Origin of the sequence: Calditerrivibrio sp. (genome assembly GCA_026415135.1) — a bacterium.
GTDB lineage: Bacteria > Chrysiogenota > Deferribacteres > Deferribacterales > Calditerrivibrionaceae > Calditerrivibrio.
This window is the reverse complement of record JAOAHS010000059.1, coordinates 1-17,127: the sequence shown is the minus strand read 5'-3', so window position 1 is coordinate 17,127 and position 17,127 is coordinate 1. Positions and strand designations below refer to the sequence as shown.

Here is a 17,127-nt window from a genome sequence, read left to right as displayed (position 1 = left end):
AAAGAAACACTAATACCGGGATGGTGATCGCATAAATGAATACAATGTTTTCCATAGGTATAGGATTACATCTTTTAGATAAATTGTCAAGCCCTTTAAAAACGGTAACACAAGCTACTGATAATCTTTCAAAATCACTTATGAGTGCTAAAACTACTTTTCTCGAGCTCTTTCATACCTATAAGGATCACCTTTAAATCCCACAATTGGGAACTAAAACCCGTTAAAAGATAATTTTTTTCTATTGCATTATCAATATGTTTTCGTATTCGACTGTCAAACAAATTTTGTAATTTTTCTCGAAGCGGCAGTAGTGCTTTTTCAAAAACCTCGTAAAACTTAAACAGATTTTTCTTTAATTTTAAAAATTAGATAGTATGATTTAGATTAAATTGCAAGATTAAATTTATTCAGCTATTTTTTATTATCGTTTCTATAAAAAACTAAGGTCTATGTATATCTTCATATAGAAGAAAACATTTTTCATGATACAGTGGAAACTGGTTTAAGAGATTCTGTTTTTTGAAAAGTATTCTTTTAATTTATTTATCACAAAATCATAGCTTTGTTCATCATGGTTTTTTACACATGATGAGCAATCTCTAATACCGTTTGTTAGTTTGGGATTGCCTCCACAATCATCAAAAAAATAAAGGGGACAAAAGCAGAAGAGGCAGTTTTGATCTTGTAGGTTATGACAGGGGTAATATTCGCACTGCTTATTACTAAAATGCTTGTAGCTCATGATTCTGCCCCTTTATGTAAAATGGTAAACCAGATACCATTAGGATTACCCTTTCAGATAGGTGGGCTAACTTTTGATTCACTTGACCTAATAGGTTGACATATTCCCGAACAACTGAGTCAATTGGTATTATCCCAAGCCCCACTTCATTTGTAACGAGAACTAACTCACTATTTAAGCCTCTTTTAAGGTACTTTAAAAAGTCATTTATATAGATATCGATATCTACTTTGTGATATAAGATATTGTTAACCCACATCGTTAGACAATCAATAATTATGAAATCGTAATGTTCGCTGTCTTTGAGGGCGTTGGTAAGATTTAAGGGCTCTTCGATGGTGGTCCACCCGTCTCCCCTTTCCATCTTATGCAGGTCAATCTTTTTTTTCATATCATCATCAAAAGGTTCTGCTGTGGCGATGAAGAGTCTGTTTTTATATCCTTCCCCCAACGATAGAGCGAAGGAGCTTTTACCGCTTTTAATACCACCGGTGATAAGAGTAACCATATTTTTTAAATACCTCTTTTAAGCATTCTTTTGAATCTAAGTAATCGTGAATTTTAAAAACTTCTATGATGTTTATTATGTTTTTTTCTAAACCGAAATCGAGTAAATAACACAATAGCTTTTCATCTAAAAATCTCAATGAGTTATGATCTGTGTTGTTCACTACACCGTGAAGATGATAGACCATTATCCTTTCACCATACTTTTTTATAAAATCCTTTATATCTTTGTCGTGCATCAGCGCATGCCCCACATCAAAACATATATTGCAACCTATCTCGTATATCTTTTGAAAAAGGGATATATCATCTATATTTTCCACACAGATAGGATAGACTTTTTGTAGTTCTTCTAATTTATCATAAAATATGTCGGCGTCTTCTGGGTGAAGTATGAAATGGGATGGTTTTAGAGGTTGTAGCTCACTGAAAAAAAGTTTTATTGTCGTTATATCGTTATTGAAATCAAAATCTGTGGGCAGATGTATCACATAGTTTAGGTCGTAGGAGTCAGAAAGTTTTTTTAATTCATCGATTTCGTTAATATCATCCATCAGACTGTTTTTTTCTAAGAAAAGTAACTGTACTGTGTCGATTTGGGATGCGAGGAATTTGACGTTTTGGATTCTACTATCTACGATTATAAACGAAGTTGTCCCTAAATACTGTATATTTTTCATAAAAGCTCCAGTGTTATTATTGTTATCACAAAAAAGATATATGATGCAATAGAAACTGTTTTCAGGCTCTTGGCTGTATCCTGTGGGGTGAGCTTTCTGTTGTTTTCTCCTATGTAGGGCTTTTCTACAAGCTTACCATTATAGTAGTTAGGTCCACCAAAACTGCATTTTAAAACGCCGGCTAATGCTGCTTCGGGATAGCCGGAGTTTGGGCTTGTATGATTTCTACCATATTTTTTTATATATTTTAGCACATCGAGATCAAGTGTTGCCAAAAAAAATAGTAGTGCGGTAAGCCTTGCTGGGATAAAATTTAATAGGTCATCAAGTTTGGCAGAAAAGTAACCAAATTCTCTGTATCTTTCACTTTTGTACCCCACCATGGAGTCTAAGGTATTTACTGTTTTGTAAAAATAGAGTAACGGTAGGCCACCCAATAGATAGTAAAAGACAGGGGCTACAAACCCATCGCTGAGGTTTTCGGATAGGGTTTCCAGCATGGCTCTTCTTATTCCTTGTTCCTCTAACGTTTTTGTATCCCTGCCCACTATCATGGAAAGCTCCCTACGGGCTTTTTCGATATCTGATTTCAGTAGAATGTCGATCCTTTTTACTCTTTTTATGAGCTCGTAGGAGGATATGCCAAAGTATAACATTACTATATGGTAAACGTGGTAAAGATGTGAGTAGCTGATGAGTGTAAAATCTAAAAGTAAGAAAAAGAGATAAACACCTACTGTCAAAATAATATTGAATAAAAAGCCCTTAAGCTTCTTGCATCCACCCTTGTTCATCGTTTTTTCCAATGTAAAGGCCAGCAATCCTATCCCCCTTATGGGGTGATATCTAAACTCCGGGTCACCTATAAACCTGTCGATGAAAAAGGCAATGGTAAGATAGATCCCTTTCATAGTAAGAACTTCAAAGCATTTATGAGGGTAGTGTTAGCTTCCTCTGTTTGGGAGGAGATCCTAAAGTGATAGGGGGTGAGTTCCCGAAAGTTTGAGGCATCTCTAATTAGGATTTTGTGTTTTGCAATCAGTTCTTTTTTCAGTGTGGCACTACATATATTGGATCTGCATAAGAAAAAGTTTGTACTGCTTGGTAAGACTTTTATCCCTTTTATGCCATTCAAACTATTATAAAAGCTCTCTGTTATCTTTTTGTACTCCTGTAGTTCGGGGTATAGTTCGTCATATTGCTCTAAAATCAGTTTCCCCACTTCATAGGCGAGGATATTCACTGTCCATGGGGGCTTTAAGTTCATGAGTCTTTCATAATTGGATGGATGGGTGACTAAAAAGCCGAGTCTTATACCCGGTATGGAGAATATCTTTGTCATGGATCTTAATATGAAAAGATTTTTGTGGAGTTTTGTTTGTTCCAATAGGCTATAGTCTTCACCTACAATATCTATATAGGCTTCGTCAATTAGGAAAAGCTTTTGTTCGTAATCTCTTATCAGGGAGATCAGATGGTCTTTATCATGGAGATAACCGTGTGGGTTGTGGGGGTTGTTTATAATAATGGCATCAGCTATATCTATATGCTTTTTTAGATCTGCTATGTCTGTAAAAAAATATGGTGCATCAAATCTTTTTACTGCATCCTCATATTCTGCAAAAGATGATGTTGGTAGTAAAAATCTGCATTTTTTATAGGCCTCCACCCACAAATATATCCCCTCTACAGAGCCGTTTAGAGCTATGCTGGAGCGATCTGGTAGATCAAATCTGTGTTGAAATAAAGTGGTGATGGTTCTGGCATCTGGCTCGGGGTATCTTGTGGGGTCTATCTTGATATTTGGTATTAGTGATAGGAGTTTTTTATTGTATTTTGGGGGGATTATGTTGCTACTAAAATCGTATTTAATATCGAAAAGGTAGGTATCTCCACCATGTCCGTGTATCATATTTATAAACCTAAGTTTTTATATATTTCTTTCATATTTAAATTGTTTCTGACGGTATCGGCTAAGATATTTAGATAATGTTCTTTTCTTTCTGGGTAGATATGTTCGTGGGATATATCTATACCAAAGGGGCTTAAGAGGTGTTCCAGAATAATTCTGTTGTCAAACAGGCCGTGGATGTATGTTCCAAAACATCTATTGTCTATCTTACAGCCTAAGCGTTCACCAGTTCTGGTGACGGCAAAATCATCACCACCGTAGTATTCTGTCCTACCTACATGTATCTCGTAACCATAGCAGAGGGTGCCGTTGAATATAAAATCTATCCTCCTTGTGATCTTTTCCTTTTCCAAAACTGTCTTTATTGGTAGGATATTGAGACCTTCTATTTTTTCGATGTTACCTTCTAACTTATGAGGATCTAAGATCTGATTACCCATCATTTGAAACCCCCCGCATACCCCGATAATGGTCTTACCTTTTTTATATTGATCCAGAATTCCATACGCCAAACCGGAATCCCATAGAAACTTCATGTCCTTTGTGGTAGATTTTGTACCGGGAAGGATTATAATACCTGCATCATCTAAATCGCTTAGCTGGTTTGTAAATATCAGGGAAACCTCCTTTAAAAGGGATAGGGTCTTAAAATCTGTAAAGTTTGATATGTATGGTAGTCTTATAACAGCTATTTTTAGTCTTTTGTTTTCAAATCGCCTATATTCGAGGGATAGGCTATCCTCATCATCAAGATGGATCTCTTTTATATAGGGTAAAATACCTAATACCTTTTTACCTGTGATCTTTTCAAGGATCTCTTTACCCTCTTCAAAAAGGGAAATATCCCCTCTGAATTTGTTTACGATGATCCCTTTTACAAGATTTTGTTCTTTTTTGGGTAATAACTTGATACTCCCAAAACAGGAGGCAAAAATGCCACCTTGTTCAATGTTTGAAACAAGGTAGGTATCTGCTTTTGTGAACTTTGCTAAGTTTATATTGACGATATCTTTTTGCTTTAGGTTCAGTTCCGATATGGAACCGGCTCCTTCTATGACCACTGGGAAATATTTGTTTGAAAGTAAGCTAAAACTCTGAACCACATGTTCCCATAACAGCTTATTTAATTCATGATCGTAAAGGTCCCTACTTGTGATGTTTTTGTTTGATTTGCCTCTGATGATGAGTTGGGACCGGGAATCGCCAAAGGGCTTTATTAAGATGGGGTTCATATCCACTGATGGTTCTAAGTAAGCTGCCTCTGCTTGCAATACCTGTGCCCTTGCCATCTCTAAACCATCGTAGGTTACGTAGCTATTAAGGGACATATTTTGAGCTTTGAAGGGTGCGGGGGTTAGACCGTCCTGCTTGAATATCCTACAGAGTGCAGTGACAACAAGCGATTTACCAGCACCGGAGGAGGTTCCACCTATGAAGATGCAAGACTTATTCTTGGGCATATTTGTTTAGGTACCCCCGTGGTGTAATCATTTTGTGATTTTTTATATATGTTTTGCTGTTACCCACCAGCAATATTGTAAACATATCTATCTTGTTGTAATCTATTTTGCTAAGATATGTGACTTCGATATCCTCCTCTTGACGTGTACAGTTTTTTACTATTCCCACTGGAAGATCTCCCCTTGTTTGCAAGAACCTTTCTATCGTATATGGCAGGAGCTCTGTTCGTTTTCTACTTTTGGGGTTGTATATGGCAGAGACAAAATCACCTAATATGATGGCATCAATACGTTTTAAAATAGTTTCTCTCGGTGTCAGTTGATCTGAAAGGGAAAGCAAAACAAGGTCATCGGTGATGGGAGCTCCCAGCTTTGCACTTGCAGCAAAGGCGGCGCTTATCCCTGGGATGACATCGAAATCTACATCATCTCCCAGTTCAAAGCATAAGGAGGCAAGTCCATATAGGGAGGAGTCCCCTCCGGATATTAGAGCTACATTGAGCCCATCTTTATACTTTTCGATGGCAAACTTAACTCGGTCTATTTCAGAACCCATGCCGGTGGTGTAAATCTGCTTGTTGGTAATTATGTCTTTTATTAGATCTAAGTATAGCTTGTATCCCACTATCCAATCGGCAAGATTTATTGCATCTAAGGCTAAAGGGGTGAGGTAGCGCAGATCACCTGGTCCTGTACCCACTATGAAAAACCTGTTCATAATTTTTCCTCTGCAAGTGCTAATGTGACATCTTTGTAAACTTTTTTAGGTATTTTTAACAGGGCATTTTTCCCTGACAAAAGGGCGCTTGCTTCTGCTACTGATGGGATATCAAAATATCTCTTTGCAGTTGATTCATTAAAACTGAAGTATGGTAGCCCAATCTTTTCTTTAGGAACGAAATAAACGGGGATATTTATTATCCTTTCCATCTCCCAGATACCTTCTTCTTCAAGTTTTATGGCACAGGTGGCTATATGTCTGATATCTGAATGTTCTATGGAATGTTGTTCCAAAAAAAAATTTATTGTATCGACAAGTTCTACTGCTTTTACACCTTTGCGGCACCCTAACCCTAAGATGAGCTTTTTGCTTACCTCTGTAAATGTAGTTACTATCGGTTCGGCTCCTAATAGAGATGCCACGTTGTAAGCTAAAAAGTTAGCACCTCCTTCATGGCCTGACATAAGGGAGATGGCGTATCTACCACAGTTGTCCACCAAAACTATGGCGGCATCTGTATACTTTGAAACGGCATAAATCTCCCTTACTGCAATTCCAGATGCCATAAAGGCTACGGTGTCATACCTATGCTCCACTACATATCGAAAGATATCTTTTAGATTTTTAAAAAAAAGTATGTTTTCACAATTAAGATTATATTTCTGAGATATTTCTTCTGTGGTGAGGATCTGGAGTTTTTTTATGTATTTTTTCAACAATTTACTGAGCTTAAAACCATGATCATTTATAATAATAGTATATATTTCACGGTCTAAAAGCATGTTTAAAGCCCTCATCGTAAAGTTTTGAATACTTTTTAATGTTTTCCTTTTTTAGGATATGCCCTATTATAATAAGAGCATGTTTTGTGATGTTATTGTTTTTCAGATCTGATGGTAAATTTAAAAGGTCTGTCATTATTATCTTTTCATCATCAAAACCCAATTTGTAACATATCGCTGCTGGGGTTTCACTGTTCCAACCGTTTTTCAGGAATAAACTCTGGATCTGTTCCCCGAAACCTGCTGAAAGAAAAAAGATAAAAGTCCCTGTGGATTTGGTGATGTACTCGAGCTTTTCGGTTTCAGGCACTGGGGTTTTACCCTCTATGCGGGTTACAACTACCGTTTGGGAGATTTCGGGGGCTGTGAGTTCCACCTTAAGCCTTGATGCGGCTAATTGCATGGAGCTTATGCCGGGTATTACCTCAAAGTCTATGCCACTTTTTTCCAGCTCCAACATCTGTTCGTATATTGCCCCATAAAGGGCTGGCTCTCCGGTGTGTAGTCTTACAATCTTTTTGTTTTCTTTGTAAAAGCCTTTTATTAACTCCAATATCTCATTGAGGTTTAAATGGGCAGAGTCTATCAGTAGGGCATCTGGTTTTGCATATTTTAAAATATCTTTATTTATCAGTGAACCTGTGTAGATTATGACATCTGCTTCCGATAGCAATTTAAAACCCTTCAACGATATCAGCTCTGGATCACCGGGTCCAGCGCCTACGAAGTATAAACGGTTCATCTTTTCTCCACGTACAGTGATATTTTCCTATTTTCGGTGTTTAATGGTTGATCTTCTGATATCGATTCACCATTGAGACTTAGATCTATAAAATATCTTTGATAGATATTGGAATATTCTGACAATACCCTTTTTACCTCCTCCAGCTGGGTACTATCTTTAAGTAAAATGAAAATACGATCGTTACTTTTTATGGCTGTTATCAATGCATCTATGTCACCCTTTGAATGAAGGGAGAAAAATTTTACATCTTCATAGGTTTTATATATCCTTGCAAAGGCATATTGAAAAGAGGAGACACCGGGGATTACTTCAGCTATGAAATCTTTAAGGTGCTTGTAAGCCAATCTTGCAAAGGAGAAAAAGCCTGCATCACCTGTGACCAGCAAACCTATTTTTTTCTCCAGATTTGTTAGGAGGAGGTGTTTGAGGTCATCGGTCGTTTTTACGGGATAAAAAGGTTTGTCAGTTACGGAAAAATCGGCCAACTGGGGATATCCTGATAAAATATCCATCTTTGAGATGGTATTGAGGGCTTTTACCGTCATAAGTTCTTTATCCCCTGGTCCCACAGAAATTATATATAGGTTTTTATTCATCGATATATCTCCCACAAGGGGTAGTATCCATTTTATGCAGGTAAACATCTACCTTAACGAAATCAAAATCCCTTTTTACCCTTTGGCTTATACAAAAAGCCACTTTGCTTAAATCGTGGATCTGGGCGATCTGTTCTGCGGTGTTGAAGGGATCTTTTAGGTCCATTATGGATTTGATGATATCTACAGCATTGATACCGTACTTTGAATGGGTATTATATGTGCCCGATGCAAGCTTTGCCAATTTGCCGGGATGACCACCTAATACTATTTTAGTTGCATGGATCGATCTTAGGTGGCTTAAGGCAAAATCGAAGTGATTGTTTACCATGATCGCCTCTGTAAAACCAAGTAGGCGTAGAGCTTTTTCCCCAATATTGCCGGGGGTCAGTACAAAGAGGTCTGTTTCATGTTTTTTGATCTCTATCTCGCACCTTATTGTTTCCTTTATCGCCTCTTCTGACATGGGGTTTATCACCCCTTTTGTCCCAATGATGGAGATCCCACCGATGATCCCCAATCTGCTATTAAATGTTTTCTTAGCTATCTCCTCCCCATTGGGTACCTCTAAATAGATATCTACGCCGATATTACTGTGTAGTAGGGGGGCTATATTTTTTATGATCATCCTTTTGGGGCCGGGGTTTATCGCTTTTTCCCCTACAGGTAGTTGTAAACCCTTTTTTGTGACTGTTCCTATACCTTTACCACCGATTATGTTTATCGTGCCGTTGTTGTTTAAGTAAGCCTGTGCCATTATCTCAAGCCCGTTTGTAATATCATCTTTTTCGATGGACCACTTTTTACATATCGCATAATCACCTTTAAATTGTACCGGGACATCTATGACCTGGCCATCAGGAAGGGTAACCTCCACATTGGATGGTATCTTGTTGTTAAGCTTTTTTAGGAGAATTGCTTTTGCTGCGGCTGTGGCGGCAGTGCCTGTTGTGATGCCGTTAGTTGGATACATTGAGACCTTCCAGTAGTTTTTTAAATAGTTTTACCTTTTTTGGGGAGCGACCAAGACTGGATATGGCTATCAAAAGGTCATCAATAATGGTTACTGCTGGGAAAAAGAAGTTGGACTTGCTTTTATCACTCGTGTTTAAATAGAATTTCTTTCGATCCATTGCTAAATCGACAATCCTTTGGTTGACCATCTTGTCATCCGTGGCTGCGATTATGAAATCGTAACTGAGGAGCACATCATCTTCTATAAAGCTGGCGTCTGTATGGATAAGCGAGATTTTGTTTTGTTCTTGTAGGGATTTTAGGTGGTCGGTAAAATTCGTGGAATATACAGTTATGTCAGGAGAGGTTAAAAAGCGCATGAGCACTTTTATCTTTCGCTCAGTAACCTTACCACCACCAACAAACATAAATTTTTTACCGGTGAGGTCTATGACAAAGGGGAAAAAGTTTGATCCTTTAGTATTCATTTTCCACCACAATGAGGGGTATTTTGGCGATCTTACTACTTTTTAGTTTTTCAGTAAGACCACCCTCTTTGCCACTATTTTTTGTGATCATCGATCTTATGTTAAATTGGTTTATAAGGGACAGGTTTAGTTCTACACTAAAAGGTCCCTGCATGGCTATGATATTTTTGGAAGGGAATCCAGCTTCTTTCACCTTTTTTATTGACTCCTCTGTAGGTAAGATTCTTATATAGCTATTATGGGCAATAGTTTTGAATTTGTTTGCATTTTTTGAGCCTGTTGTGATCAGAGTGGGTAATAGGTCTTGGTTTTCCACAAGACTTACAGCATCTTCGTAACTGTGAACGAAAATAACACCTTCCTCCATATCTTGGGGTTCAAATTTACCCCTTTTTCTGTCTATGTATTTAACGTTGCATATTTTGGCTATATTTTGAGCCAATTCTGTTATCTTTGTGGCATAGGGGTGAGTGGTGTCGATGATCTCCTCTATCTCTTTATCCGACAAAAAATCTCTTAGAGTATCTTCTGTAAACTGTATCTTACATAGCTCTATCCCATCCGATATCAAATCTGAGAAGAGCTCATATCCATAATCGGTGGCTACAGAGACATATATTTTACTGTATTTATCTGATATTTGCTTTAAAATATTTTTTGTATCGGATGTCCCACCTAAGATAAGACAGTTTTTCATCTACCAAACAACCCCCATATTGCGTTAAAAGTTGCGGCTGCTATGGGGCTGCCACCCTTAAAGCCCTTTATGGTTATAGAGGGGAGTCTAGATCTCTCAAGGAGCTCCTTTGACTCTTTAGCACTCACAAAGCCCACAGGCATGCCAATTACGAAAATATCTTTGGTTGTATTATACTTACTTAATTCTATCACCTTTAACAGAGCTGTGGGGGCGTTCCCTATACAGAATATAATATCCTCAAAGAGTTCAAACCCTTTTTTTATGGCTACTTCAGCCCTTGTTTGCCCTGTTTTGTGTGCCGTTTCAATAACATCTGGATCATTTATAAAACAGGATACATTGGGGTATCTTTTCCCTATACCTACTTTTACCATCTCCACATCGGTGATCAGTTGGGGGGTTTTGTTAAGTAGCGTTTTGATCTTCCATCTCCAATCAGGAGAAAAAATTATATCATCAGCTAAGGATAGATCACCTGATGCATGGATAATCCTCGTTACGATCTCCCGTTCATCTTCTTTAAATTTCGATAGATCAACCAGATCGTTGATAATCTGGAAACTTTCTTTTTCTATGGAGGAACCTTTTACGGTAAATTTGGGGTATGGTGTGTTTCCTGCATCCTTGTCTAACTTTATGAGTGCTATGGATAGATAGGTTTTTTCGATAGGTTCGTTGGTATTTAAAAGATCGACGACCCTTTCATCGTCCAACCCAGCCCTTATTACTAAATGGGCTTTCTTTATGCTGCGATGTTTTTTTATGATGTCGCAGATTTGTGTTATTCCACGATAGGCCTTCATCACTATAATAGTATCAAACAGCTTTGAGATGGTGTCAAAATCTTTTAGCTGCTCAGGCTCTATGATACAAAAGGATTGATTTTTTTGAACGATATCATCCTTTATCAAAGCTGAAGCAGCTAAAAAGGATGTTATGCCGGGTATTACCTCAATATCAACGTCAGTTAATTTTTCGTTGAGGTAGTTGAAGGTGCTGTAAATCAAAGGATCACCTATCGTGACGTAGGATACTATAAGGTGGTTTTTTACATCCTTTTTTATCTCATCTGCAAGGTGGGTATATCTTTTGTCCAACTCCTCTTTATTGTTGTTCATGGGGAAATAGTAGGTCTTTATTTTAGAGGAGGGGACATACTCTTTTATAATATCGTATGCTATACTTCTGCCTGTTTCATCCGACTGGGGGACGTATACTACGTCCGAACATTTTAGGGCTTCTACCCCTTTATAGGTGATAAGTTTTTTATCTCCCGGGCCTACTCCTATGGCATAAAGCTTCATTTTGCACCTTCTAAATATTTCAGTATATCACCGATGATGAATATTACGGGGGATTTGAAAGTTATCTCTTCCTTCAGTAGCTCTTTTATCTTAAACAGCCTTATGGTCTCATTTTCTGTCCCGAGACTCTCCCCTGAGGCTATTAAGGAATCCTCTTTTAAACCGTTATCTAATAGTAGGTTAATTATCTTTTTTATCGTTTTTGCACCCATATATACCACTATGGTATAGTTTAGATCTACGAGGGCTTTCCAGTTGTGTAGTGATTCCAGTGGTGTTTTATTTGAGTGACCTGTGATGAATACTACCCCAGAGGCAATATATCTTGACGTTAGAGATTTTTGTATGACGGCGCTAAAATAACTTGCTGTAGTTATGCCGGGTATCACCTCAATATCCGCATTTAGATCCCTTGCCACCTTTAGTTCGTCTGTGAGTCTGCCAAAGATCGCCGGATCTCCCCCTTTTAGTCTTGCAACAGTTTTTCCTTCGGAAAGATGTATTTTTAAATATTCGTTTATCTCCTCCTGCAGGACAGAATGGGAATCATACCCTTTTTTACCCACAAATATCTTTTCATTTTTCACAAGATCTATGATATCAGGTGATACCAAAGAATCGTACAGAACAATATCAGATTTTTCTATAGCTTCTATCCCTTTTAATGTTATGAGCCCTTTTGCTGCGCCAGTCCCTACTATATATAGCTTAGCTTTCATCTAATATATCCTTTACCCTTTCCAAAAATATATTTGCAATATCATCCATTTCACCAAGACCTTGACAGATAGGTGTTACCTCTATCCCGGAAGATGTCAAAAGGTTTGATACTGAATCATCTTCGCCAAAGATGTCGTTTTTAGCATGTTCTCCTGCTACCAACATAAAAGGTTTAAGGATAACCTTCTTGTGCCCACCCTTTTTTATTCTGTTTGGAAGATCATTATAAAAGGGGAACCCTTCAACATTGGCAAAATAGACCATGTTACCATACTCTTTTTGCATGTAATATTCGGTTTCCACATACGCCCCTGTGGAAAAGTTTTCATTGCCGTGACCTATGTAGACGAGGCAAGCATCTTTGCTTTTTGCTAAAGTGATATCCTGTTCAAGCATTTTTACCACTTTTAAGATATCATCAACATAAGGGGTTTTGGATGAATTGGCACCCAGTAGGGGCCTACCCAATGTAATTTTCCTTTTATGACTATTTTTATCTTTTATAGCAATAATATGATCTATAATACTTTTTATCCCTTCGTATTCCTCACCGTGAAAAATATGTAGTGGTTGCACTACAAGCTCATAAACCCCTCTATCAAAACAGTCACCTATCTGATGTATCAACCCTTTTACCATAAAAAGCTCTGGGGGTAGGTGATAGAGTTTTTGCATCTTTATTTGTTCTTCTGTACCTGACAGCTTGTTCCACTTCCTCCTAATAAAGTCGGCGGTAAAGGAGAGCTTCGTGTTGACTGAAGCTATGTTTTCTTTGATTTTATGGTATACGTTTAATACCCCTTTGATCCCTTCGGGATCTGTTGTCCCAAACGCTGCTAAAATGATCTCTTTGTTGTTCATCTTTATCCTCTATCTATTTTTTCTAAAATATTTGCTTTGGAGAAGTTAAAGTGGGTATAGCTACCAAAGCAGTTTCCCTTTGTACACCCATCTTGGAAAGTTACCTTTTTACCAAGTCTATCCACTGTTGCAATAAGTTTTTCATTGTGATGGGCTATTTTGGAATAGCGGAACTGATGACCGATGTATACTCTACCTTTTTCAAAAAAACAGCTACTTTGATCAAAGCTAACATTCACATATCCTAAACATTGAAGTGATCTGGTCATCTCAAAGTCGATATTAAAAAGACCAGCCATTGGGTAGTGGGTGTCATCTATTTTTAGGCTATTACCTAAATATATGAAACCTCCACACTCTGCGTATATTGGTGTTTGTCTTTTTAAATGTTTTTTTAGACTTGCGATGGTTGTCCTGTTTTTACTGAGTTTATCGGCAAAAAGTTCAGGATAACCTCCACCGATGTAGATGAGCTCTGTATCGGGGATTTCTTCATCGTTGAGTGGGGAAAAAGCGGATATTTCGTAACCATGCTCCTTGAGTAAGTCAAAGTTGTTTTTATAGTAGAAAAAAAAGGCATCATCTTTTGCCACAAGACAGCGTTTTTTGGGTTTGTTCTTTTCTGAAGATGGGTAATCATAGGAGATAGAATCTATCCTGAAATATTCCATAATATCTTCCATGTCAAGATGGCTCTGAAGGTAGTTTGATAGGTTGTTTAAGAGATCTTCCAGTCCTTCCCAAGCTGATAACAACCCCAGATGCCTTTTAGGTATTTTTATTTTCTCATCTTCAGGTAGAACACCAAGAAGCTCAGCTCCGGTATGGTATTTGAGAGATTGAGCTATTCTTTCATCCATTTTTGGGGATGTTGCCTTGTTTATAATTACACCGATTTTAGGTGGGTTTTGTTTATAAAAGCTTTGAATACCCTTTATGATCAGGGTATAGTAGGTGAGAGATGGGGAGTAATTTATCGTAACCAAAAGGGGGAGATCTGTTTTTAAGGCTATATCATAGCTACTGCCTGAGAAATTACATGGGTCATAGCTATCAAAAAAACCCATAACCCCTTCTACTATAACGACATCATTTTTTGCGATACCATAGGTAAGGTATTTTGTTATATCTTCATCTTTCATCAGAATGTTGTCAAGGTTGTAGGCTTCATTACTTGCTGCCTTTGATAGTAGGGCGGTATCTATATAGTCTGGTCCCACTTTGTAAGGTTGGACACTAAGCCCTTTTTTGGCTATGTTTCTTGCAAGTCCTAAGGATAAAGTTGTTTTACCAGAGCTTGTATGTGGTGCCACTATCATAAAAGCCGATTTCACCTTGCTACTCCTAAAAATAGTTCTTCCGGTATCGGTTTTTCCATATATCCATATTTTGAAAGTATCAAGAGGTTTCTTTGGAGGTGGGGGAGGATATCGAGGTTATCTTTACTTAGCTGAACCAGTTTTTTGTCTGAAATGACATAGATGTTGTCTACAAATTTTATAAATTCCCCCACTTCATGACTGGTGACAACTACTGTTTTGCCGGATTGTTTTGAGTTTGCGATATAGCTGTCCACAAATGCTTTTCCTTCTCTGTCGAGTCCTGCATAGGGTTCATCAAGCAGTGTTACATCAGGGGTCAGGGCTGCTATCGATGCCATAGAGACTTTTTTCTTTTCCCCAAAGCTAAGAAGATCTGTGCGACGATCTTTGAGATGATGGAGCTTATACCCCTTGAGCAGTTTTTCAACATGTTCTTTAATGTTATTTTTTTCCATACCTAAACATCTAAGAGCTATGGCAACATCATCTTTTACAGTTAGTCCTATGATCTGATAATCTGGATTTTGAAAGAGTAGCCCCACTTTATACCTTAGGTTGTTTAGCCATTTTTTGCTATAGCTATAAGGCTGACCCTTGTAAAGAAGCTCTCCTGAGTCAGGTTTAAGTAACCCCTGAATGAGATAAAGCAACGTTGTTTTCCCACTACCATTGTCACCAAGTATAAGATACGTTTTACTTTCTTTTATATTGAGATCCACATTAGAAAAGACTTCCCCATAAGAGATGCTTTTGGCCTCTATGATAACTCTATCCATTGCTGAGTATCCCGAAGGCTATCAGGGTGATACTTATGGTAAAAGTGGTGCAGAGCTGAAATCTATTTAAAGAATATTCATCGATCAATAAGGGGTAAAAAGATTCTATACTCCTGGATTCTGTCACAAGGGAAATCTTTTTTATATCGCTAAGCATAGTTCTAAAGAGGACAGCAGGGAAGATACCTGTAGCGAAGGTGGAGAGAGTAAGGTTTGAAAAGAGATTTCTCGACTTCATAGCTGTTATAATCTTTTTGGCGCTGTTATTCAGGATGGAGACAGCCAAAAAGGAGATGGCAGTAAGTTCAAGGAGTGTTTTAGGTAGCTTCAACCGGACAAGAATCGTAAGAAATCCTTTAAAGGTTAGGCTGTTTGAGATCACAACAAGAGCCAGTATCATGGTAACTGTTCTAAACAGTAGAAGGGTGAATTGCTGGAAGTCAAATATGACTCTTTTATCGATGTTTATAAAAACTATAGAAACATTTATTACTGTAATGAATAGTATAAACAATAGATGTTTTAATACCTTTTTTCCCACCACTAAAATAAAGGCTACAAGAATGGTATCTATGACGATAAAGTGATCTAGCCTTTTGTTAATAAAGGCATAGATCACGATACTTAAAAACAGTATTAAGATCGATAATGGATCAAATTGTTTTACTTTCACTGGCTTTTTTCCCTTTTAGATAACCTATAATGTACCCGATGATCCCAGCGCCGATAGCTGATTGTAGGGAGAAGAATAAGGACTCCACCTCACCACTTGGGGGCTCAAAAATGGGTGTAAACCATGGTGTGTAGTCTTTTGCTATTGCAGTTATCTGTTTTTCAGCTAAGCTGTCTGTACCTTGGAATTTTTCTACTGTGTGTTTACCAAAATTATAGAAAAGTGGTAATACTATTATGCCGATGGCAATAATAAGTAGCAGAAGATTTTTTTTCATACTACACCACCTGCTTTGACAAAATATCATTATTCTCTGGTTGAAAGAGGCTTAGTATGTAGTTTAATGCCACAACGCTAAGCAACCCTTCTACAATAGAGATGGGGATCTGGGTAATGGCAAAGATGGACGTAAACTTTATAAAAGAACCTGTAAAGCCAGTTATTGGATCGGGGAAAGCAAGGGCAAGCTGTAGTGAAGTAATCACGTATGTTACCAGATCGGATAGAGTTATGGATATAAATATATTGGCGCTTTGGTTTAGGTTGATTTTTTTAAGTGAGGAATAAAGCACAAAAGCTACAACTGGGCCAGCTATGCCCATGGAAAAAAGATTAGCCCCCAGTGTGGTAATACCTCCGTGGGCAAGTAGCAAAGCCTGAAAGAGAAGAACCACGAATGCTATTGGGACCATAACAGAAACACCAAAAAGGATAGCACCCAAACCAACGCCAGTGGGGTGTGAGCAGCTGCCTGTTACAGATGGAATCTTAAGGGATGAAAGCACAAAACAAAATGCAGCCACAAAACCCAACAGAAGCTTCTGTTTTGTGGTGTTCATATTTCTTTTTATCTTATTAGTGCCATAAATCAAAAAGGGTAAAGAGATACCTGTCCATACTAATGTGTCCCTAACAGGCAAAAAACCTTCCATTATATGCATACTATTACCTCCATAGGATTGATGATAAAGGGTAGTGGGTGATTGTTTTATGATACTGAGCTTAAAATTGACATGTTCTGCCTCCTTATCCTCGTAAGGTTATTTCGCAAAAGGGTATCCTGGCTTGCCTTCATCCTACTTGCCAGCCTTCCCACCTGTTTTCTTAGGCAGTGGCTATCTATGGCTTTCGTCCAGCTCACAGTTGCGGGACAGCGCCGGATTTACACCGGACTTCCCCTG

Annotated in this window: 22 protein-coding genes and 1 riboswitch; of the genes, 1 reads left to right on the top strand and 21 read right to left on the bottom strand. The window is 37.9% G+C overall.

Annotation, left to right across the window (positions count from 1 at the left end):
* Positions 1 to 35 precede the first annotated feature (35 nt).
* Entirely contained in the window at positions 36 to 197 is a 162-nt protein-coding gene (locus N3C60_09470) for a hypothetical protein (GenBank protein MCX8085135.1), read from the top strand.
* A gap of 308 nt (positions 198 to 505) precedes the next feature.
* Here N3C60_09470 and N3C60_09465 read toward each other — a convergent pair whose 3' ends face one another.
* The 21 genes from N3C60_09465 to N3C60_09365 are packed head-to-tail and all read right to left on the bottom strand — an operon-like array spanning position 506 to position 16,887.
* Complete coding sequence (locus N3C60_09465) at positions 506 to 745, bottom strand: cysteine-rich small domain-containing protein (GenBank protein ID MCX8085134.1); 240 nt, start codon at positions 743 to 745, stop codon at positions 506 to 508.
* Positions 726 to 1,253, bottom strand: a complete 528-nt coding sequence (gene cobU / locus N3C60_09460) for a bifunctional adenosylcobinamide kinase/adenosylcobinamide-phosphate guanylyltransferase (protein ID MCX8085133.1) — start codon at positions 1,251 to 1,253, stop codon at positions 726 to 728. Before cobU ends, N3C60_09465 begins: the two co-directional genes overlap by 20 nt.
* On the bottom strand, positions 1,225 to 1,932 hold the full coding sequence (locus N3C60_09455) for a hypothetical protein (protein ID MCX8085132.1): 708 nt from the start codon (positions 1,930 to 1,932) through the stop codon (positions 1,225 to 1,227). The genes cobU and N3C60_09455 overlap by 29 nt, the downstream gene beginning before the upstream one ends.
* Entirely contained in the window at positions 1,929 to 2,843 is a 915-nt protein-coding gene (gene cbiB / locus N3C60_09450) for an adenosylcobinamide-phosphate synthase CbiB (protein ID MCX8085131.1), read from the bottom strand. The genes N3C60_09455 and cbiB overlap by 4 nt, the downstream gene beginning before the upstream one ends.
* Positions 2,840 to 3,844 (bottom strand): histidinol-phosphate aminotransferase family protein, encoded by a 1,005-nt coding sequence (locus N3C60_09445; GenBank protein MCX8085130.1) that lies wholly within the window; start codon positions 3,842 to 3,844, stop codon positions 2,840 to 2,842. Before N3C60_09445 ends, cbiB begins: the two co-directional genes overlap by 4 nt.
* A 2-nt stretch (positions 3,845 to 3,846) precedes the next feature.
* Positions 3,847 to 5,304, bottom strand: a complete 1,458-nt coding sequence (locus tag N3C60_09440) for a cobyric acid synthase (GenBank protein ID MCX8085129.1) — start codon at positions 5,302 to 5,304, stop codon at positions 3,847 to 3,849.
* Positions 5,291 to 6,022, bottom strand: a complete 732-nt coding sequence (gene cobJ, locus N3C60_09435; GenBank protein ID MCX8085128.1) for a precorrin-3B C(17)-methyltransferase — start codon at positions 6,020 to 6,022, stop codon at positions 5,291 to 5,293. The genes N3C60_09440 and cobJ overlap by 14 nt, the downstream gene beginning before the upstream one ends.
* Complete coding sequence (locus N3C60_09430; protein ID MCX8085127.1) at positions 6,019 to 6,807, bottom strand: cobalamin biosynthesis protein; 789 nt, start codon at positions 6,805 to 6,807, stop codon at positions 6,019 to 6,021. The genes cobJ and N3C60_09430 overlap by 4 nt, the downstream gene beginning before the upstream one ends.
* On the bottom strand, positions 6,791 to 7,549 hold the full coding sequence (cobM, locus tag N3C60_09425) for a precorrin-4 C(11)-methyltransferase (GenBank protein MCX8085126.1): 759 nt from the start codon (positions 7,547 to 7,549) through the stop codon (positions 6,791 to 6,793). Before cobM ends, N3C60_09430 begins: the two co-directional genes overlap by 17 nt.
* Positions 7,546 to 8,148, bottom strand: a complete 603-nt coding sequence (gene cbiE, locus N3C60_09420; GenBank protein MCX8085125.1) for a precorrin-6y C5,15-methyltransferase (decarboxylating) subunit CbiE — start codon at positions 8,146 to 8,148, stop codon at positions 7,546 to 7,548. The genes cobM and cbiE overlap by 4 nt, the downstream gene beginning before the upstream one ends.
* The gene (gene cbiD, locus N3C60_09415) at positions 8,141 to 9,121 is read right to left on the bottom strand and encodes a cobalt-precorrin-5B (C(1))-methyltransferase CbiD (GenBank protein ID MCX8085124.1); all 981 of its coding nucleotides are present in this window, start codon (positions 9,119 to 9,121) and stop codon (positions 8,141 to 8,143) included. Before cbiD ends, cbiE begins: the two co-directional genes overlap by 8 nt.
* Positions 9,108 to 9,590 carry a bifunctional precorrin-2 dehydrogenase/sirohydrochlorin ferrochelatase gene (locus tag N3C60_09410; protein ID MCX8085123.1) on the bottom strand — a complete coding sequence of 161 codons (483 nt, stop codon included), beginning with the start codon at positions 9,588 to 9,590 and terminating at the stop codon, positions 9,108 to 9,110. Before N3C60_09410 ends, cbiD begins: the two co-directional genes overlap by 14 nt.
* Positions 9,580 to 10,287, bottom strand: a complete 708-nt coding sequence (gene cobK, locus N3C60_09405) for a precorrin-6A reductase (protein MCX8085122.1) — start codon at positions 10,285 to 10,287, stop codon at positions 9,580 to 9,582. The genes N3C60_09410 and cobK overlap by 11 nt, the downstream gene beginning before the upstream one ends.
* Positions 10,284 to 11,594, bottom strand: coding sequence for a precorrin-2 C(20)-methyltransferase (gene cobI, locus N3C60_09400; GenBank protein ID MCX8085121.1), 1,311 nt, complete (start codon positions 11,592 to 11,594; stop codon positions 10,284 to 10,286). Before cobI ends, cobK begins: the two co-directional genes overlap by 4 nt.
* Positions 11,591 to 12,313 (bottom strand): uroporphyrinogen-III C-methyltransferase, encoded by a 723-nt coding sequence (gene cobA / locus N3C60_09395; protein MCX8085120.1) that lies wholly within the window; start codon positions 12,311 to 12,313, stop codon positions 11,591 to 11,593. The genes cobI and cobA overlap by 4 nt, the downstream gene beginning before the upstream one ends.
* Complete coding sequence (locus N3C60_09390; protein MCX8085119.1) at positions 12,303 to 13,175, bottom strand: sirohydrochlorin cobaltochelatase; 873 nt, start codon at positions 13,173 to 13,175, stop codon at positions 12,303 to 12,305. Before N3C60_09390 ends, cobA begins: the two co-directional genes overlap by 11 nt.
* A gap of 2 nt (positions 13,176 to 13,177) precedes the next feature.
* Positions 13,178 to 14,509, bottom strand: a complete 1,332-nt coding sequence (locus tag N3C60_09385) for a cobyrinate a,c-diamide synthase (protein ID MCX8085118.1) — start codon at positions 14,507 to 14,509, stop codon at positions 13,178 to 13,180.
* Positions 14,506 to 15,273, bottom strand: coding sequence for an energy-coupling factor ABC transporter ATP-binding protein (locus tag N3C60_09380; protein ID MCX8085117.1), 768 nt, complete (start codon positions 15,271 to 15,273; stop codon positions 14,506 to 14,508). The genes N3C60_09385 and N3C60_09380 overlap by 4 nt, the downstream gene beginning before the upstream one ends.
* Positions 15,266 to 15,946, bottom strand: a complete 681-nt coding sequence (locus N3C60_09375) for an energy-coupling factor transporter transmembrane protein EcfT (GenBank protein ID MCX8085116.1) — start codon at positions 15,944 to 15,946, stop codon at positions 15,266 to 15,268. Before N3C60_09375 ends, N3C60_09380 begins: the two co-directional genes overlap by 8 nt.
* A complete protein-coding gene (locus tag N3C60_09370; GenBank protein ID MCX8085115.1) occupies positions 15,927 to 16,223 on the bottom strand; it encodes an energy-coupling factor ABC transporter substrate-binding protein in 297 nt (98 codons plus the stop codon). Before N3C60_09370 ends, N3C60_09375 begins: the two co-directional genes overlap by 20 nt.
* A 1-nt stretch (position 16,224) precedes the next feature.
* Positions 16,225 to 16,887 (bottom strand): energy-coupling factor ABC transporter permease, encoded by a 663-nt coding sequence (locus tag N3C60_09365; protein MCX8085114.1) that lies wholly within the window; start codon positions 16,885 to 16,887, stop codon positions 16,225 to 16,227.
* Between the two features lie 112 nt (positions 16,888 to 16,999).
* Positions 17,000 to 17,126: riboswitch (cobalamin riboswitch) on the bottom strand.
* Position 17,127: the final 1 nt, after the last annotated feature.

What these genes read in the sequence shown, in the direction of transcription:
- cobU (MCX8085133.1), bottom strand. Translation starts at nt 1,253, where the DNA reads ATGGTTACTCTTATCACCGGTGGTATTAAAAGCGGTAAAAGCTCCTTC.
- cbiE (MCX8085125.1), bottom strand. Translation starts at nt 8,148, where the DNA reads ATGAATAAAAACCTATATATAATTTCTGTGGGACCAGGGGATAAAGAA.
- N3C60_09445 (MCX8085130.1), bottom strand. Translation starts at nt 3,844, where the DNA reads ATGATACACGGACATGGTGGAGATACCTACCTTTTCGATATTAAATAC.
- cobI (MCX8085121.1), bottom strand. Translation starts at nt 11,594, where the DNA reads ATGAAGCTTTATGCCATAGGAGTAGGCCCGGGAGATAAAAAACTTATC.
- N3C60_09410 (MCX8085123.1), bottom strand. Translation starts at nt 9,590, where the DNA reads ATGAATACTAAAGGATCAAACTTTTTCCCCTTTGTCATAGACCTCACC.
- cobJ (MCX8085128.1), bottom strand. Translation starts at nt 6,022, where the DNA reads ATGAACAGGTTTTTCATAGTGGGTACAGGACCAGGTGATCTGCGCTAC.
- N3C60_09440 (MCX8085129.1), bottom strand. Translation starts at nt 5,304, where the DNA reads ATGCCCAAGAATAAGTCTTGCATCTTCATAGGTGGAACCTCCTCCGGT.
- cbiB (MCX8085131.1), bottom strand. Translation starts at nt 2,843, where the DNA reads ATGAAAGGGATCTATCTTACCATTGCCTTTTTCATCGACAGGTTTATA.
- cobM (MCX8085126.1), bottom strand. Translation starts at nt 7,549, where the DNA reads ATGAACCGTTTATACTTCGTAGGCGCTGGACCCGGTGATCCAGAGCTG.
- cbiD (MCX8085124.1), bottom strand. Translation starts at nt 9,121, where the DNA reads ATGTATCCAACTAACGGCATCACAACAGGCACTGCCGCCACAGCCGCA.
- N3C60_09455 (MCX8085132.1), bottom strand. Translation starts at nt 1,932, where the DNA reads ATGAAAAATATACAGTATTTAGGGACAACTTCGTTTATAATCGTAGAT.
- N3C60_09465 (MCX8085134.1), bottom strand. Translation starts at nt 745, where the DNA reads ATGAGCTACAAGCATTTTAGTAATAAGCAGTGCGAATATTACCCCTGT.
- cobA (MCX8085120.1), bottom strand. Translation starts at nt 12,313, where the DNA reads ATGAAAGCTAAGCTATATATAGTAGGGACTGGCGCAGCAAAAGGGCTC.
- N3C60_09430 (MCX8085127.1), bottom strand. Translation starts at nt 6,807, where the DNA reads ATGCTTTTAGACCGTGAAATATATACTATTATTATAAATGATCATGGT.
- cobK (MCX8085122.1), bottom strand. Translation starts at nt 10,287, where the DNA reads ATGAAAAACTGTCTTATCTTAGGTGGGACATCCGATACAAAAAATATT.
- N3C60_09390 (MCX8085119.1), bottom strand. Translation starts at nt 13,175, where the DNA reads ATGAACAACAAAGAGATCATTTTAGCAGCGTTTGGGACAACAGATCCC.
- N3C60_09470 (MCX8085135.1), top strand. Translation starts at nt 36, where the DNA reads ATGAATACAATGTTTTCCATAGGTATAGGATTACATCTTTTAGATAAA.
- N3C60_09380 (MCX8085117.1), bottom strand. Translation starts at nt 15,273, where the DNA reads ATGGATAGAGTTATCATAGAGGCCAAAAGCATCTCTTATGGGGAAGTC.
- N3C60_09370 (MCX8085115.1), bottom strand. Translation starts at nt 16,223, where the DNA reads ATGAAAAAAAATCTTCTGCTACTTATTATTGCCATCGGCATAATAGTA.
- N3C60_09365 (MCX8085114.1), bottom strand. Translation starts at nt 16,887, where the DNA reads ATGCATATAATGGAAGGTTTTTTGCCTGTTAGGGACACATTAGTATGG.